Source organism: Bacillus sp. cl96 (genome assembly GCF_900100505.1).
Lineage (GTDB): Bacteria > Bacillota > Bacilli > Bacillales > Bacillaceae_G > Bacillus_A > Bacillus_A cereus.
Genome location: NZ_FNDM01000013.1, coordinates 59,682 through 76,997, shown reverse-complemented (window position 1 = coordinate 76,997; position 17,316 = coordinate 59,682). Strand labels below are relative to the sequence as shown.

Genomic DNA, 17,316 nt, shown 5'->3' with positions numbered 1-17,316 from the left:
GAGGAAATATGCAAAATTTGAAAGATTACTATATAAAGAGCTTACAAGATGGTCGTAACGTTTGGCTCTATGGACAAAAAGTAGATGTAACTACAGACAAACATTTTGCAGGAACATTAAGTACCATTTCTAATTTATTTACATTGTTTGATGATCCAATACGAAGAGATTCTGTTGGATATGTTAGTCCAAAAACGAAAGAATTTGTCCATACAGCCTTTTTAGTTCCGAATTCCTATAACGAATTATTAATGAGGAGAACCGCTTTTGAAACGTGGAGTTATGCTACAGACGGTGTAATGAGTAGACTATCTGATTACGCAAGATCGAGACTTACTGGCTGGTACGTATCAAAATATTTTTATAAAAAATTCGATGCACAGTTTCCAGATAAAATTACATCTTATTATGAAGAAGCAAGAGATAATCACTTATTCTTAAGCGTAGTTCAACGTGATCCACAAATAAATCGATCTACAGAATCAATGTTGAATACAAACGACTTAGGATCACTAAGAGTTACGAAAAAAACTTCTGATGGAATTTATTTAAGTGGTGCTAAAATGATTGGTACTGCTTCTCCTTATTCAAATGATTTATTAATCTATCCATTAGCAAAACTGACTGATACTCAAAAAGATTTAGCTCACTTTCTCATCGTGGCAGCCAATTCCCCTGGATTACATATGGTTTGTAGAGAACCATTTGCGAATACACATTCAATTACAGTTGATTCCCCTCTTAGCTCACAGTACGATGAAATGGATGCACTATTAATCTTTGATAATGTATTTGTACCATGGGAACGAGTCTTACTATATAACAACCCTGAAGCATTATGGGCAATAAAGTCAGATGTAGCTTCTAGTAGTTTAGCTTATCACCAAGCAATTGTACGATTAGTAGTAAAGCTAGAATTTATAACTGCAATTGCTTGTGAAATTGCTGAAGCGATCGGTGCTACTACTTATTTGCATGTTCAAGAGAAGCTTGGGGAATTAATTATGCAAATCGAAACAATTCGCGCACTTTTAATTGCTGCAGAAGTTGAAGGTACTACAAATGAAACGAAAACTTATTTGCCGAATTTTAAATATATCGAAACTGCAAGGAATCTTGGTTCCAAATATTATCCCCGTGCAATAGAAATTTTACAATTAATTGGAGCAGGTGGGTTCATTCAACTTCCTTCGAGCTCGAATGACTTCCAAAGTCCGATAGCTAATTTATTGAAAAAGCACTTTAAAGGAACGAATATAGATGCCGAACAACGCACAAAATTATTTAAGTTAGCCTGGGATATCATTGGAAGTCCATTAGGATCTAGACACGAATTGTATGAAAGATTTTATGCCGGAGATCCAATACGAAATACAGCTACGCAATATGTAAATTATGATAAAAATCATTTTAAAAAGATGCTAAGTAAATATTTACATTAATGAAAAAGAGCACTCTTTTCTAAGAGCGCTCTTAAAAAACATATAGTTATTCAGTTACATATATAGTTGCTCCGTCCACAACTGCTACTTTTCTCTGTAATGGTTTCATTTTATTCACCTTTAGTTTTCTTCTTACACATGATTCTTATCATATTTTCTCGTATAGACTTCCCCATTCTGAGTAACTAATTTTAATGCAATTTCACCACAAACTCCATGTGGTATTTCAAATTCACCTTGTGCATTTGAAATACTACGCATCTTACTTTCAATTGAATCTTCATAAATTTTCACATTAGTTATAGGTTCGTTATTTTGATCTACGATAATACCTCTTGAATACTTTGCAACTGCTATGCATTGATTCTCTTTTTTTATATTTAGCCACAACCATTACACCAACTACTATAGCGCTACATACAAACAAGAGAATGATTTTTCGCCTCAAAACCAAACAAACCTCCTAATTCAAATTATTCTTTTCTAAACTGAAAATTAAACTGTCTTAATTGCTTGATTTCCCCAATTACTTTACGAATACCTTCTTCAATCTTATCTTCTTTTACATTCGAAACATTTAATTTTAATAGTTTTTCTTTAGGGAAATTCCTCATATAATTCTTATCAATAGTATCGACACTTATTTGCATGTCACCTAATTTTTGTATAAGTGTTTCTGTAACTGTGTTTTTCTGCATTTCTAAACAGGTGTGTATTCCAAATGTGTTTTGTCTATTATATGTAAATAATGATGGATCTTCATTTTGCACTTTTTCTAATGTTTCTGCTAGTTTTATTGATCTATTATAGTAGGAAGAATTAATTTTACTTTTATGACGTTCAAACATACCGCTCTTTATATAAATTTCTAAAGCCGCTTGAGAAATCATCGGACTATCAATATCTAGTATCTTTTTGTATGTATAGAACGCATTTGCAATGGATGGTGGGATGACTGCAACTCCAACCCGTAAACCAGGAAAAATAATCTTCGAATAACTTTTCAAATATATGACATGACTACAATTATCCAAGCTATATAACGGATCTGCTTTTGAATCAGTTTCTAAATCTGCTAAATAATCATCTTCCACTATAAATACATTGTATTTCTTAGCCAATAGTGCGATTTTTTCTTTCTCATCTTTAGAATAAGAAGTTCCAAGCGGATGATGATATCTCGGTATCGTATAAAAGAATTTTATTTTTCCAGTTTGAAATATTTGCTCCAATTCATTCAAATCGATACCTTCATTCGTACGTTTAATACCGATTACAGGAACTTTATTTATTTCTAGATAATCAATATATAGATGATATGTTGGCTGTTCAATTAATACAGTTTCATTTCCATTCGGAAATGGTATAGAAGTTAATATAGCAAGTGCCTGCTGAACACCTGATGTTATAAAAATATTTTCTTCTTTTGTAAAGACTTGATAATTTGCTAGTTGTTTTTGAATAACTGGTATTAAAGATGGTAAGCCTTTCGGCGTTCCATATACAAACAAATCATTTTTATACGTATCAATAGCCTTATTAATACAATGTTGAAAATCTAAATACGGAAAAACATCTGGATCTGGTGCTGAGGAGGCAAAATCAATTATCTCGTTATTTTCTATAGTACTCTCTGATTTTTTAACAACGTAGTATCCACTTTGAGGGACAGAATATATAATGTGACGCTTTTCTAATTCATGAAGAGCACGTATAACTGTTGCCTTATTACATTCATATTGCGTAACGAGTGACCGTATAGACGGTAATTTCTTTCCTTCTCTTATTTCTCCATTTTGAATCATATTTTCTATGTCGTTTAAAATATGTAAATACTTATACATCTTACACCTCCTTCAGTAATTCTATATTTAATTATATCGATTTTTCATTCATATAGCATTCATTCCTCAATTAGTTAATTTTCCGATCATCTATATCGTAAATCCCAATAGCATATGAATCATTTTCAATCCATTTCTTTACTGCTTCTGTTTTAAGTACCCCTTCAACTTCTTTTTCTATTTTCTGTCCAAGTTCTCTCGCCCCTACTTCATCATCGCTAATCTTAGTTTTTATATCAATGGTAACAGGTTGATTCTTTTTATAATTTATTTGCTGAATACCAAACCCTTCATATCCATTTTTTCTGAATACGTCATCAAATATATGTCCAAAAACTTGATTCCATCTACTCTCTGCCTTTACAACTTCTCTATTTCTTTGAGTTATATTGATTTTATAAGACGTTACACCTTGTATCACCAATCTTTTATTAATATCATTTTTTATTTCGTTACTATCTTCGCTATCAGCAATCTCTAAATCTAATATTCTTTCTTTTTCATCTCTTATAGCAGCACTAAAAAAAGATTCCTCCTTTACCGCGGCTGTAGCAATATCCATCACTATAGACTCTTCACTTTTAGCATCTTCAATGTCATTCTCACAGGCACATAATAAAGCAAGTGGAAATAAAAATACAAGTAACTTCTTTCCCTTTCTCATGCAGCACCCCTCCATATATTTTCATTTACGATAAACTTTTTACTTTGACATATAAATACCTTCTTTAATTATTAAATTTAACATTATTTCACATTTACCCCACTTAACAAGGGAATTACAATTAATAAATAGAATATCTCTATGAATAAATAAAAAGTGAGGGATATATAATGCAACGTGTAAATACGATTGATATTAGTAATGTACTACAATTGGAAAAAACTCTTTCGACTTTATTAAATAAAATGATTTCTTCAAAACTAGACCTTGAAAATTGGTTAAAAGAGCAGTCAAAAGTAATTTGGGACATCGAAGAACAATTAAGATCACATTACATCGCCTTTCAATGTAATACGGATGATAAAGAAATAAAGGATACTTTTGAACATGATCAACAATTTGTAAAGCCACTTTTAAAGCGATACCAAAATTTATTGGATAATAAATATTTAGAGTCACCTTTTCGAATGGAATTAGATTCTAATGTATATGGTTTATTAGATACAAAAATAAAAAATGCTCAAAAGTTATTTTGTGAGGAAAATATCGAATTAGAAATAAAGGAAGACAAATTAGTCACAGAGTACTTTGAAATCACTGGAGGATTAAATGGAATTTGGGACGGAGAAGAAAAAACGATAACAGAATTACAATCCTATTTACAAGATTCGAATCGTGACACCCGTAAAAAGGCAAAAACCATTATTTCTGAACAATTTTTATCTGTTGAAAAAGAACTCCAAAACATATTAAATCAATTAATTGAAATTCGCCATCAAAAAGCAAAAAATATTCAACTAGAGAATTATCGCGATTATATGTTCAAAAAATACGAGCGTTTTGATTATTCAGCGATAGATTGCTATGAACTAGCTGAATCCATACGTAAGTATGTTGTGCCTCTTAAAGATAAAATATTGCTAGAGAAAAAAGATAAACTGCAATTGGATACACTTCGCCCGTGGGATGTATCAGCTGTAACTCCAGATCAAAAAGTACTTAAACCTATTGCAAATGAAAATGATTTAATTGAAAAGAGCACTCATATCTTTAATAAACTAGATGTTGAATTTTCAGCACTTTTAAACCGAATGTATAAACACAATTGTCTTGATTTAACAAGCCGCAAAGGAAAAGCAGCTGGTGGCTTTTGTGAGTACTTACCAGCTTCACAATTATCTTATATTTTTATGAACTTAAATTATACACAAGATGATATTGTCACTTTTATACATGAAATGGGTCATAGTATTCATAACGAACTCATAAAACCATTAAAATTACGACAGTATATAGAAATTCCAGCTGAAACAGCTGAGCTAGCCAGTATGACAATGGAGTTATTCTCGCTTAATTATTGGGATACCTTCTATACAGACAAAAAAGATTTAAAACAAGCAAAAATTAACTTCTTTAAAGATGTTATTTCATATTTACCTATTATGCTTATTGTCGATCAATTTCAACACTGGCTGTATGAAAATCCAAGTCATACTTCTAAAGAAAGAAATGAAAAATACTTACAACTTCAAAAACATTATCAGTCTAGCGTCATACATATTGATGGCTACGAAAACTGGATAGCAACGAGTTGGTTACCTGTACTCCATATTTTTGAAGTACCATTTTATTATATTGAATATGCGATCGCCCAACTTGGTGCATTACAAATGTATAAACAATATAAAGAGGATCCTAAGCAAGCGCTAGAAAATTATAAAAAGGCATTATCACTAGGAAGCTCGCAATCTATAAAAGAAGTGTATGATGCAGCCGGTATTCGTTTTGATTTTTCTGGTGAAACAATTAAAGAACTAATGCTATTTGTAGAAAAAGAATTGGAATTACTTGAGCAATTATAAGAAGAAAGCTGCACCTATATTTTTGGTGTAGCTTTCTTCTTTATTTTATTAATCAGTTCTATGTACTGAGTATCTCCATATCCGATTGTAGGAAAAAGATGAAACAACTTCGTTAATAATTCTTGAGTTGATAAATCTTTATTTTTAGAAATGAATTTCATTACTGCATTATCTTCTGTTAACATTTCTAAAAATAAGTCTATAGCCTGATACATTACAGGTGGTACCTTATGGGAGGTCTTTTTATGGTTTACTAATACTTCATTGTATATAGAAGAATACTTCCCCAATTCAAGTTCAATTTGATTTACTTTAAATTCATCCTCTCTAAAGCTATTTAAGTATACCTTCCCTTCATAAACAGACTGTTCAAGGTGAGAAAGTATGGTAAGTAGGTTCATTTGACAAAACACATCTTCACCAAACCATAAAACAATACATTTATAATTTTTCGTAAAAAGTTTTTCTAACGGATCTATAACCTTTTTTGTATAACTTTCTACGGAACTGTTATGTCCTTCCGCTCTTGTTTTAATAAAATCCTCATCAAAAACTTGTGTAGTAGCAGGGTTCACACACATTGCCTCATTAAATGGTGCATAATCAGAATCACCCATTAGCTTTTCGTTTTTAAATTCTTCATACATAACTTGACCATTTAATATGTTAAGTACCTCTTTATCAAATAGCTCACTCTTCCTATCTCGTAACTGTTCAAACTCTATTTTTCTAGAAATATTCATTTTAAACGCCCCTTCTTTATTTAAATTTAGTTTAACAAATGATTGAATAGGCATTTTGTTAAGTTGATATTCTCTTGGATTCATTCCAAAAACATTTTTACATATTCGATTTAGCCGTTCCTATTTATAGTGCGATATAATATCTATTTTCTGGAAATAGAAATATCGTTGACTATGAGTATTCTATTACAAAAACACTATTTGAAGGCTACCAAGAGGAAAATGAACTACCAAAAGAGATGATAGACAAGTTTCCATTATTTATCAAATTAAAGGAGATTTTTGAATATAGCTTTTTCATTATTTCCCCTGCGTTTATAACGCTTCTTTAATGATGTTTATAATGTTTTGTTTCGTTTGACTTAAATAATTGTTATTTTTAGTAGAAATTAATATACCAATCAGGATTTTAGAATTAAAGTCCTTAATCTTAAAAGATAGTATTTCTTCATTCAAAATTGTACCTTTCGGGATAATTCCTATCGCATTTTCAAAAAGCATTTCTGGAATGAGGTTTAAAGCACTACAGTTGTAAATTCTTTTAAAAAATAAATTGTTTTCCGCCAAGAAAGAACTTACAGATTGATAGGAATAACAATTACTTTCTCCTACAATAACTGGATAATCTATAATATCAAATGCTTCAACGGATTCTTTTTGTAACAAAGGATGCTTGGGATTATTCACTATAAATTCAATCTGTTCATCACATATTGGGATGAATTTTACCTTTGATTTATTTTCATTATTTCCGCACACCGCAAAATCAATCTTATTATGTTCTATCATTTCTGATAAAAGTGCTGTATTTCCCACTACAAAATCACAATGTATATATGGTTTTTCAGCATTTAAAAACTTTAATATTATTGGTATTAACCTTTTAGCAACGGATTCTAATAGGCCTATTCTCAAACTTCCTTTCTCTTCATTACTAATACGTTGTGCTTGAGTTATAGAATATTCCCAATGTGTTAATAAGTTTTCTACTTCCTCTGCAAAAAGTTTTCCTTCTTCTGTTAATCTTGCATCCCATCCTCTTTCAAATAACAGAAAACCAATTTCATTTTCCAGCTTTTTTATATGTGTTGTTACTGTTGATTGTGCATAGTTTAATTTTTTAGCAGCTTGTGAAAACGTACCTTCTTCAATAATTTTTTTAAATGTAAGTAACTCTTTTATTTCCATTTCATACACCACCTTCATCGATTTTATTGATAATCAGTTAATATATTTTCAATTATACAAATGGAAATATTGGAAGTAAAATGAAATAAAAAGGAAAGGAGTCATCTACTATGCCATTTGTCACTGTTTATCATCCTGAAAAATTATCCGATAATAAGTTATTAAAAAATGTAAGCAATCAAATTCACCATTCGTTAATTGAACATTTCAATATTCCTGAAAATGATTATTTTCAAATGTTTTTACCTTATCCTTCTCATCAATTTTTTTATAATTCATCTTATCTTTTAAAAGGTTCGTTAAAACGATCCAATAATATGATTTATATTTCTATTACATGTGGACCTGGAAGAACAATTAATCAAAAAAAAGATTTATATAAAGCTATAGCCACTAGTACGGCTAATATTTTACAAATCTCTACTGCTGATGTTTTCATTACACTACACGAGACACCTATGGAGAATTGGTCATTTGGTCAAGGAATAGCTCAAATGTTAAATCAACATAATAACTAGACTTTAATTTTCCTTAAAACAAAATAAACTTACCGCTTTCTATAACTATATAGAAAGCGGTAAGTTTATTTTACTAGGAATATCGGAATGAAACTCTGGTGTATACACAATAGAAAATGTATATCCCTGCTCAATAAATGATACTTCATTATGTTTACATTCAAAGGGAATATTATTTTTCTTAAAGTTATTTTGGATGCGCCGTAAAAATGCTGGATTCGGTGTTCCAAAAGAAACGTGTACTTTCGGTGGTAAAGCTTTCATCGCGATTGGAATCCAAGGTCGCTGCCACCAAGTCGCGACGATATATGCAGTGCCACCTATAACAAAGTTAAAAATATCCCCATCTTCCATCGTTTTCATATTTAGATTTGATTTTAACCATTCCGTAAAAACAGGTACACTCTTAACGGGAAGACCAATTTCCCTTACATATAAAATGTTTAAAGGTGACTGCGGTACTAATACATCTTCTTTAACATAACTATGCGCGATAATTTCGAGTAGATTTCCATCTCCGTCTTTAAAGTATAAATTGAATCGACCATCCTCTTCATCAATTATATGACCATCTTTCCATTTCACAACGAGTAATCCAGACTCCTCAAGCCATCTTGCTGTTTCATGAAATTTTGAATATGGGATTTCAAAAGCAAAGTGCGCAGGTGCAATTGGTTCATACACTTCTTGAAAAATAATTGTTGTATAAGGTGTTACTTCAAATTGAATGAAGGATGCTGTTTCTTTTTTTATCGGAAAAGATATTTTGAGATATTAACAAAATAAAAAAAGGCATAAAACATGCCTTTTTTTATTACTTATTTGTTTATTGGATAACAAACTTCTGTAACCCACTTATTAGGATCCAATTCCATCGCTGGGCTCACATGATAAATATTAAACATCGGGCCTGTTAATTTGTAACCCTCTGTCTCAATCCATTTTGCCGCAGCCTCATTTACAGCTGTCATCTGTTCATAACTTCCATTAACTGTTATAGAAGCTACATTAGTCGATTCCATATTTTTAAATGTAACGTCTTTTGTATTTTCGTGCTTACCTAGAATACTTAGCTGTATTTCTATATCTACATCATTTTCTTTGTATTCATGATCATGGAAAACCGCAATACTATAACTCGGTTGGGCAATACTAATATTTTTCATTTGAATTTCTTGCATTAATACACTCCATAAATCACCTTCGCAATTATACGATGGAATAATCTTTCTAACACTAGCTACAGTTCTTTCTGGAATTTCTTTTATTGAAACATGATAATTCATCTCAACAACATCCTCTCTCATCGTTTTCATTGAGTCTTCGAGGAGACGTAATTGTTTTTGGAGGTTATTCATGTCTTCTTTAATTTGAGCACTACGATTTAAAAATTGCTCTTTTATGGTATCTATATTATCGCATTCTATTATTTCTTTGATGGTAGCAATATTAAACCCCATAGCTTTTAACGTTTGAATTTGATTTACTTTTTTTAATTGGTCTGCTGAATAAAATCGATATCCACTCTGCTCATCGACTTTTACTGGTTGTAGTAATTCCACTTTATCGTAGTGTCTCAACATTCGTATACTAATGGAAGATAGTTTTGAAAAATCCCCTATTTTAAACATGATTTCCTCCTATAAGTTACATCTACTTTGAAGCTCAACTTTATCTTAAACAATGACATTGTGTGAGGGTCAACTGTTTATAACGTTTGAATTATATTTCTTTAATTATTTACCCTTATACACTCTTCTGTCTTATACCTATAAAGATTGATAATAATCCGTTCACAGCTAATAAAATTACTATAATACTTGTAAGTAAACCTACATCTGCCGCAAATATTTTTATCGTACGCCATGGTGAGCTTGTACAATAAGTAAGAAGTGGGATGAAAATAATAGATAATAGTAGGAATAGAGTCCCTACGAATAACCAAGTTAATTTTTTTACAGTTTTCTTATGTTTATATTTTTTAATTAACATAATTGATGAAATGAAAAGCGCGAGTATAACTGTAGACATAACAATTTGTGTAAATGGTATGCTTTTATGGGGATCAACCGGTTCTTCTTCATTCAAAATATTAATAATCCCCTTTTTTAATACTGAAAGTGCTGGTTCTTCTAATACATGATTTTTATTTGTTAAAATCACACCACCCCAGCCACTTTTATTTAAAGTAAATATTTCTGTACGAGCATCGGGCGTTGATCCTGAATGCCAAATCATCGTTTCGCTTTCATTTATACTTGTTGTTCTTAATCCAAAACCATAGCTTTTTTCTGAATTTATGTTATAAAGTGGTGTAAGATAAAGGTCGATGTTTTCTTTCTTTAAAAATTGAGTATCTTCTTGTCGATTCAAAAACATAATAAATTGAATCATATCTTCCAAATTTGCGGTAATATAACCATACGGTGCCCCGGCATTATCATAGGACACTACACTTTTTCTTGGTATGCCAAACCATGACTGATAACCTGTTAAATAGCCTTTTTCATATGCAGTTTCTTTACTTGCTGCCGCACCATTCATATTTAATAGCTGAAAAACATGTTTTTCCATATATGAGGAATATGTATCATTTGTAATTTCCTCAATAAGTGCACCTAAAACAATATAATTCGCATTACTATATTGATATTTTTCTCCTGGTAGAGCAGTTAATTTTACATTTGAAAGTCTCATTACATTTTCTTTTAATGCTGTAGAACTTTTGGATTGCTTATCTGATATTAATAAGCCTTCATATGTGTTTATTCCGCTTGTATGAGTTAAAAGGTGTTGGATTGTTATAGATGAGGATATTTGAGAATCTTTTAGTTTAAACCAAGGAAGATGTTGTTGAACTGAATCCTCTAATTTTATCTTTTTGTCTTCTATTAATTTCACTATAGCTAAAGCTGTTAAAGATTTGCTTATTGATCCGATTGCAAATGGTGTTTTACTAGTTATTTTTTTTTTCAGATTCCCCAGTAATCCCCCACGTTTTAGTGAAGAATACATCTTTATTATGTACAATTGCAACAGCAGCCCCTGGAATATTCTGTTCTTTTATAAATTTTTCAATATACTTATCTAAAGTAGCTTTAATATCTTGCTGAGCATATGATTTTGGATGAATGATACATAATACTATTACATTACAAAGAATATAGATTTGAAATAGTTTATAGATAGTTTTCTTCATTATACTTTAGATAGCTTTCTTTTTTTATAACTTACTAAGCTAATAAACACTACTACAGAGAGCATAAAGCTAATCATTATTAATAAAACGTTCCACCATTGATTCTCTGATATGCGATATAAAATATTATAATTAAATGTATTTTTGCTATTAGTTGAATTAAATGATTCAGTTAAAAATATTGAAAATGTAGTTTGCGAGATGAGGTAAGTAATAAATGCGATGAATATGCCACGTAAGATAAATGTGTTGAATTTTCCTTTTTCATTTTGAAGTTGTTTCATTTTAACTTGTAAATCAATTTCATTTATTTCTATAAAATCTTTAACAAATAATTGAGGGGTACCTAAATCATCTATACTGTCTTCACCATGTTCACGACACTCTTGAATATGTTCTAATATTTGTCGCTTAATATTTTCCCTTTCTTCTAAACTAATATCGTATTGCTTTAATTCCTTAAGTACGTCTCTTAAAAATTGCTTTTCTTTACCTATCAATTTATTCCTCATTTCAGAAGGTCTCCTTTCAAACCGCTTTTTAATAATGTTTGAATGTCCAATTGCAATTCTAACCACTCATTAATTTTCTTCTCAAGACGTATTTTCCCATTTTCATTAATTTCATAATAAATCCTTACTTTACCACTGTCTGTTACCTCTTGATAAGTATTAACCCACTCTTGATTTTTCAACTTAGTTAAAATAGGATAAATACTTCCTACTCCTTTCAATTTTAAATTGTTTATTTCAAGTTCTTTCATAATCTCATAACCATAACTTTTCTTTTTCGACAAAATAGATAATACACACATTTCTAAATGACCTTTAATTAAACTTGTTCTATCCATAGGATAAATTTAACAGAAATATATACTTCATTCAAGTATATATTTTTGTTAAATTTAAAAAATCAGACAATGCAAAATAGATTAACAAACAAAATATATCACTTACGAACCGTTTTCAACCTTAATTTTAGCTTTTATAATATAATAATTACATAATATATTAATCGTTTATCACTATTAGTTTTTTATCTCTCCTTCCATATTACTTCTTTTCTTATCGAAAAATATTGTATGGAGGCATAAAAATACTAAAAGATCCAATTTCTTAATTTTGATATTAAGAAATTGGATCTTCTTTCATTACCTTCATTACCTTGTATTAATTATACTGCGCTAATATATACATTATAAAGAATATATGTTTTATTAATTTATATTAATAAAATTTACTGATTACTCTCAAGACATTCATAAACCGCCATCATATCTCGTTTATCCAACTCACGTATGCGATTAAAAATTGGTATTTGTCCAACAGCTTCTGTTAATAAGCTTTCATTCACAACATCACTTACTTTTCCAGTTAACCACGTTTGTACATCCACGCCCTCAACAACTTCTTTTAACCCTTCGTCATTAATACCACTTGCATTACAAGTTACACATGGAATTGTTAGTTTAAAGACACCATCATGTAGATTATCTTCGGTTATCACTTTCTTACCTTTACAAAATGGACATGGATTACTTTTTTTAATTTTATTAATTTGAGTAACTAATTTTTTGTATCCAAACGCTTCGTATACATACGTTAGTTTTTTATATTTACCATTTGTGAAATACTTATCTATAATGGCTTCTCTCGTTTCATAAACATTAGGGAAATCACAAACAGTTACCTGATTATTAACACTAATGGATTCGATATTTCCTTTTATTTCGCTCCAGAATGGTAAGACATTTTGTAACACCATTTCATAGTTTGAAAAGCTTGCTTGTTCTAATTCAAACATTTTCAATGCAACTTGTGCTTTTCTTGGCAATAAAGAAACATCTTCCGTCAATACCATATCGCCACCAACAATAGACTTCAATTTAACAAGTGCCGGTAAATCACCTACTGTTTTCAATACTTTATTAATAGGCTGATTGATTATTTCACGAATATCTACGTTACCAAATTTAAGTGGCTTATGATGATTTAAAACCGTCCCCTCACAAATTGGACATTTCATCATTTTTTTTGAACTCTTAATTTCTTCTTTAATAGGTGCTTTTGAAATAACAATATATCCACCAATAATTGTATTAAATCCTACCCATGTTCTGCGTGTCTTTCCTTTTTTATCATAAAATGATTTTTCAAAATATCCGTACCAAAACGTATGCTTTTCTTCTTCTGACATATCATTATAGCTCTTTGACAAATCGTGACCAAGCTCATTTTTTATTTCTTCGAATAGAAATTCTATTTTTTCATGCTGATAAAATTTTAATACCTTCATGATTTCTGGATCGAATAGCCCATCCCAAAATGGAACACTTTTATCTTGAATGGCAATATCTTTATCAAAAACTTCAATTTGAAGACGTCCAGAACAAGATGGACAATGATTGTCCTGTGAATAGAAATCAAAACTTCTCGTATCTTTATTAATTGGATGAGCAGCTACAATATGATTAATTAATCCACCAATCTCATATAAGAAACTATATTGACTATATAAATGTCTTTCAAGATCAATAGCAATAACAGGTGCGATTGTATCAGATTCATATTCACCATAAATTAACCTAGCCATTGATGATAAACTTTTTAAAATACCGCCCTTATAAACATTTTCGGCATTTTTAAAATAGTTAATATGATTTTCTTCTAAATAGTGAACTCCTTTTTTCTGCTTAAGCATTGAAGAGATATTTATTTTCTTTGTGCTATTCACATTACTTTTTTGACGATAGTAATCCTCATGATTAACAACATCCAAATGCTCTACAGATTCATTCTGCCTTTTTCCAAAATCAACTATATAATCAGAGCTTTCTAACATGTAACGATTATGCTCAATCATAATGATAGAAACTGATTCATCTTGCAGAATACCTCTAATACTATCGATAAATTGATTTAAAATATTTTGTGATAAACCTTTTGAAGGCTCATCAAAAATGAATAATGTATGTGGATTTCTAGTGTTTGCAAATAATTCCGAAACTAAATGAACACATTGAAACTCACCTGTCGATAATGTTTGTGTTTTTCTCTCTAATGTTAAATAGCCAAGTCCTAATTTAATTAGTAGGCTCAAACGTTTATAAGCGATATCTTCATTTGGAAGTTCATCAATAATATCCTCAATCGAGCGCTCAAAAATATCATCAATGTCTTCACTATACTTTGTCAGTTTCTTTTTAATATCTAGGAAAGTTGCTACAGTTGATCGACTTGTAATTGATTGATTTCGGTCTTGTCCTACCATAACTAATTTATCTTTTGGATATCGTTTCAAAAAATCTGTAGCTAGACATTCGTTGACAAGTGTAGATTTCCCACATCCTGATTCTCCTGTAACTGTTACAAGCCTGTTTTTAGGAATTTGAAACTCAGCTATTTGGATATTACGGCAATATAAATCATAGAATGTATAAAATTCTGTTGGTATTTCTTTATTTCCATCCCACAGTATTGACTTTGGTCTTGGTGATTCTTCCACAATTTTCCCGCCATATTTTCCGCTACCAGGTCCAAAGAACAATTGCTCATCAGATGTATCTAGTACTGTATCTGAATGATCAATAAGCCAAATTTGATTTTTACACCCTAATCGTTTAATCTCTTCTAAAATTTGTAATAAAGTTTCATGATCAAGTCCAACTGAAATCTCATCAATAATAATTACAGCATTTTCACTTACTGCCATGAATTCGGCCAAATAAAGTCGTGTTAACTCTCCACCTGATAACGTACCCATAATTCGATTTAATGTTAAATAACCAATGTTCATATTAATAATATTTTGCAGTATATGCTGTTTTTCTTCACTAATATTTAACTCTTTTGCTAGTGAAAGAATAGATTCAATACTTAAATCATTAATATTTGAGATTGAATGTGGCTTGTCCAGCAAATTAATTTCATGTTGTTCAATTTCTTCACTATAACGTTTTCCCTTACATTTTTTACACTCAACATTTTTTGTAGTACCACGGCCTTTACAACCAGTACACCAGCCTAATTGATTATTAAATGAAAAGACCTCTGGAGAAAGATTAAATACTTCAGCAAGTTTTTCCCGAACCTCTGTAAAAACACCAGTATGAGTACCAATCGTTGAACGCGGATTAGACGAAATCGATGATTTTCCTAGAAAAAGTACTAAAGGCATTTCTTCCATCTTAATGGCACTAAAATTTGTTTCCATAATGTTAGGAAATAAATATTGATATTCAGCCTTTGGTAATAAAGAAACTAATCGTTTTTTTGATTCTTCACCAATTGTTTGGCAAAAAGTTGTTTTACCCGATCCAGATAAACCAGCAATTCCAAACGATTTATTAAACGGTATAGTTGCATCTAATTTATTTATGTTATTAGCAATTAATTGATTTACTTTCATATTAACCTCTATTCTTATTTATTCACAAAAGCATTTTTACAATATAATAATTACATAATGAATATTACCTATTATGCAATTATCCTCTCACTTCATGAATCTTATCCTTGTATATTTCAAACCACTGTTGCCATTCATCTTTAGAAAATTCTTTCTCTTCTCCTTCTAAAACGAAAGAAAAAAGATTTAAACAAATATGCCAACCAGCTACATCTCTCGGTGTATGATCTGTTAATTCATGAATGTACTCTTTAAGAAGTAAAAGAGTACCATTTTCCTCATTATGTATTTCAAATCTGACACGGTCTTTATCCCAAGTAAATTCAAGTACTGAGTTTAGTTGACACTCTAAAATATCAATATTTATGAATGAACCGTCCATCATGTCGAACTTTATTATTCCAGCAGTTTTAAGGCTTTCAATCTGTAAATTGGGCATCCATTTTTTCAGCTTACTGTTTTCTGTTAATACAGACCAAACTTCTTCTGCCGTATATGGAAATTGGCGTTCAAATTTTACAATATATCCATCAGTTAGTTTCCTAATTTCAGCTATCATTTTGATTGTCTCCTTATATAGAATATATGTTCCCATTTCATTTTACACGAATATAAATATAAAATAAATATTTATGTCAACGAAGTGTTAATTTAAAGTGAATGGTGCTGAGAAAAACTTAAATATTTTCTAAATCGAGTTATATAATATTGAAAATTAAATATAGATTTATGTACAAATAAAAAAGCCGCATTTGCGACTTATGAAATCATAGGATTAACTCCTTTTTTGTTGAATGATTAGCGCTTAATCGCATCGACAATTAGCGATGGAAAACCAAGTTTATCGCCTTTATTTCTAGAATCATACCTTTTCGAACGGAAAATAACACCGTCGTTTGCATCCCATTCGTTGTAATAAAACTGACCATTTTCATCACAATATTCAAGTAAAACTACCTCGAATCCAGCAGTTTCAAACATTTTCGTTAATGTTATATAATTATGAACGATTTTATGACTTGCTGCTGGATGATCTTTCGGACCGGGGCCCCCTATTTGAACTATATTTTGATATGCCTCATCCTGAAAGAATGCATCAGGGACTCCGCATCGAATATGACCAGATGGTTTTAAAAATTCATAACAAATTTCAGCTGCTCTTACACCTTCTTCAAAAGTAAGGTGTTCCCATACATGCTCAGCTAAAATAGCTGAAATAGAGTTGTATTCAAATCTTCCTTCCCACGTAGCTTTATCTAGTAATTTAAGTTCATCTTCTTGCGTTTGAATCCAACCTGGATTATTATTAAACACTCCAGCTCCGACAACTACTTTAATTTCGTCTTGTTTTATTGCCACCATGTTCACCTCTTGAATATTTTAATTCATTAACATATTCTATGTTTACTATTATCCTTCCTCCTTCAACAAATTTAGTAACATGAGTCC

General features: G+C 30.5%; 13 protein-coding genes and 4 pseudogenes. 4 read left to right on the top strand and 13 right to left on the bottom strand.

Annotated elements, in window-relative coordinates:
• The first annotated feature begins 8 nt into the window (after nucleotides 1-8).
• Nucleotides 9-1,442 (top strand): 4-hydroxyphenylacetate 3-hydroxylase family protein, encoded by a 1,434-nt coding sequence (locus BLT20_RS23740; protein ID WP_001180385.1) that lies wholly within the window; start codon nucleotides 9-11, stop codon nucleotides 1,440-1,442.
• 132 nt (nucleotides 1,443-1,574) lie between these two features.
• Here the strand turns inward: BLT20_RS23740 and BLT20_RS23735 are convergent.
• From BLT20_RS23735 to BLT20_RS23725, 3 genes and pseudogenes are all read right to left on the bottom strand, one after another.
• A pseudogene (locus BLT20_RS23735) lies at nucleotides 1,575-1,890 on the bottom strand (hypothetical protein).
• 25 nt (nucleotides 1,891-1,915) lie between these two features.
• The gene (locus BLT20_RS23730; RefSeq protein ID WP_000280122.1) at nucleotides 1,916-3,286 is read right to left on the bottom strand and encodes an aminotransferase-like domain-containing protein; all 1,371 of its coding nucleotides are present in this window, start codon (nucleotides 3,284-3,286) and stop codon (nucleotides 1,916-1,918) included.
• A 70-nt stretch (nucleotides 3,287-3,356) separates the two neighbouring features.
• Nucleotides 3,357-3,950: a DUF4030 domain-containing protein gene (locus tag BLT20_RS23725; RefSeq protein ID WP_001225387.1), complete on the bottom strand. Its 594-nt coding sequence runs from the start codon at nucleotides 3,948-3,950 to the stop codon at nucleotides 3,357-3,359.
• A 170-nt stretch (nucleotides 3,951-4,120) separates the two neighbouring features.
• Between BLT20_RS23725 and BLT20_RS23720 the strand changes: the two genes are divergently transcribed.
• Entirely contained in the window at nucleotides 4,121-5,812 is a 1,692-nt protein-coding gene (locus tag BLT20_RS23720) for a M3 family oligoendopeptidase (protein WP_001190032.1), read from the top strand.
• Nucleotides 5,813-5,826: 14 nt separating this feature from the next.
• Here BLT20_RS23720 and BLT20_RS23715 read toward each other — a convergent pair whose 3' ends face one another.
• Nucleotides 5,827-6,639 (bottom strand): AraC family transcriptional regulator, encoded by an 813-nt coding sequence (locus BLT20_RS23715; protein WP_100655412.1) that lies wholly within the window; start codon nucleotides 6,637-6,639, stop codon nucleotides 5,827-5,829.
• A 2-nt stretch (nucleotides 6,640-6,641) separates the two neighbouring features.
• On the opposite strand from BLT20_RS23715, the pseudogene BLT20_RS30300 reads away from it, so the two are divergent.
• Nucleotides 6,642-6,848: pseudogene (locus BLT20_RS30300) on the top strand (aminoglycoside phosphotransferase); the annotation flags it as partial.
• A gap of 22 nt (nucleotides 6,849-6,870) precedes the next feature.
• Here BLT20_RS30300 and BLT20_RS23710 read toward each other — a convergent pair.
• On the bottom strand, nucleotides 6,871-7,743 hold the full coding sequence (locus tag BLT20_RS23710; RefSeq protein ID WP_000403092.1) for a LysR family transcriptional regulator: 873 nt from the start codon (nucleotides 7,741-7,743) through the stop codon (nucleotides 6,871-6,873).
• Nucleotides 7,744-7,853: 110 nt separating this feature from the next.
• On the opposite strand from BLT20_RS23710, the gene BLT20_RS23705 reads away from it, so the two are divergent.
• Nucleotides 7,854-8,261, top strand: coding sequence for a tautomerase family protein (locus tag BLT20_RS23705; protein ID WP_001117407.1), 408 nt, complete (start codon nucleotides 7,854-7,856; stop codon nucleotides 8,259-8,261).
• A 45-nt stretch (nucleotides 8,262-8,306) separates the two neighbouring features.
• Here BLT20_RS23705 and BLT20_RS23700 read toward each other — a convergent pair.
• The 8 genes and pseudogenes from BLT20_RS23700 to BLT20_RS23665 all read right to left on the bottom strand — a co-directional run.
• Nucleotides 8,307-9,026: pseudogene (locus tag BLT20_RS23700) on the bottom strand (glyoxalase/bleomycin resistance/dioxygenase family protein); the annotation flags it as partial.
• Between the two features lie 53 nt (nucleotides 9,027-9,079).
• A complete protein-coding gene (locus BLT20_RS23695; protein ID WP_000472637.1) occupies nucleotides 9,080-9,892 on the bottom strand; it encodes a MerR family transcriptional regulator in 813 nt (270 codons plus the stop codon).
• A 115-nt stretch (nucleotides 9,893-10,007) separates the two neighbouring features.
• Nucleotides 10,008-11,460: pseudogene (locus BLT20_RS23690) on the bottom strand (serine hydrolase domain-containing protein).
• Nucleotides 11,460-11,972, bottom strand: coding sequence for a DUF1700 domain-containing protein (locus BLT20_RS23685; RefSeq protein ID WP_001244707.1), 513 nt, complete (start codon nucleotides 11,970-11,972; stop codon nucleotides 11,460-11,462). Before BLT20_RS23685 ends, BLT20_RS23690 begins: the two are co-directional and overlap by 1 nt.
• On the bottom strand, nucleotides 11,969-12,310 hold the full coding sequence (locus BLT20_RS23680) for a PadR family transcriptional regulator (protein ID WP_000376286.1): 342 nt from the start codon (nucleotides 12,308-12,310) through the stop codon (nucleotides 11,969-11,971). The genes BLT20_RS23685 and BLT20_RS23680 overlap by 4 nt, the downstream gene beginning before the upstream one ends.
• A gap of 386 nt (nucleotides 12,311-12,696) precedes the next feature.
• Entirely contained in the window at nucleotides 12,697-15,867 is a 3,171-nt protein-coding gene (locus BLT20_RS23675; RefSeq protein WP_000867755.1) for an ATP-binding cassette domain-containing protein, read from the bottom strand.
• Between the two features lie 79 nt (nucleotides 15,868-15,946).
• Nucleotides 15,947-16,426 carry an SRPBCC family protein gene (locus BLT20_RS23670; protein WP_000559863.1) on the bottom strand — a complete coding sequence of 160 codons (480 nt, stop codon included), beginning with the start codon at nucleotides 16,424-16,426 and terminating at the stop codon, nucleotides 15,947-15,949.
• 239 nt (nucleotides 16,427-16,665) lie between these two features.
• Entirely contained in the window at nucleotides 16,666-17,229 is a 564-nt protein-coding gene (locus tag BLT20_RS23665; RefSeq protein WP_000225719.1) for a class I SAM-dependent methyltransferase, read from the bottom strand.
• Nucleotides 17,230-17,316 lie beyond the last annotated feature (87 nt).

Excerpts from the sequence above, each read along its gene's own strand:
- BLT20_RS23740 (WP_001180385.1), top strand. The coding sequence starts at position 9 with ATGCAAAATTTGAAAGATTACTATATAAAGAGCTTACAAGATGGTCGT.
- BLT20_RS23695 (WP_000472637.1), bottom strand. The coding sequence starts at position 9,892 with ATGTTTAAAATAGGGGATTTTTCAAAACTATCTTCCATTAGTATACGA.
- BLT20_RS23720 (WP_001190032.1), top strand. The coding sequence starts at position 4,121 with ATGCAACGTGTAAATACGATTGATATTAGTAATGTACTACAATTGGAA.
- BLT20_RS23715 (WP_100655412.1), bottom strand. The coding sequence starts at position 6,639 with ATGAATCCAAGAGAATATCAACTTAACAAAATGCCTATTCAATCATTT.
- BLT20_RS23685 (WP_001244707.1), bottom strand. The coding sequence starts at position 11,972 with ATGAGGAATAAATTGATAGGTAAAGAAAAGCAATTTTTAAGAGACGTA.
- BLT20_RS23730 (WP_000280122.1), bottom strand. The coding sequence starts at position 3,286 with ATGTATAAGTATTTACATATTTTAAACGACATAGAAAATATGATTCAA.
- BLT20_RS23680 (WP_000376286.1), bottom strand. The coding sequence starts at position 12,310 with ATGGATAGAACAAGTTTAATTAAAGGTCATTTAGAAATGTGTGTATTA.
- BLT20_RS23675 (WP_000867755.1), bottom strand. The coding sequence starts at position 15,867 with ATGAAAGTAAATCAATTAATTGCTAATAACATAAATAAATTAGATGCA.
- BLT20_RS23670 (WP_000559863.1), bottom strand. The coding sequence starts at position 16,426 with ATGATAGCTGAAATTAGGAAACTAACTGATGGATATATTGTAAAATTT.
- BLT20_RS23665 (WP_000225719.1), bottom strand. The coding sequence starts at position 17,229 with ATGGTGGCAATAAAACAAGACGAAATTAAAGTAGTTGTCGGAGCTGGA.
- BLT20_RS23725 (WP_001225387.1), bottom strand. The coding sequence starts at position 3,950 with ATGAGAAAGGGAAAGAAGTTACTTGTATTTTTATTTCCACTTGCTTTA.
- BLT20_RS23705 (WP_001117407.1), top strand. The coding sequence starts at position 7,854 with ATGCCATTTGTCACTGTTTATCATCCTGAAAAATTATCCGATAATAAG.
- BLT20_RS23710 (WP_000403092.1), bottom strand. The coding sequence starts at position 7,743 with ATGGAAATAAAAGAGTTACTTACATTTAAAAAAATTATTGAAGAAGGT.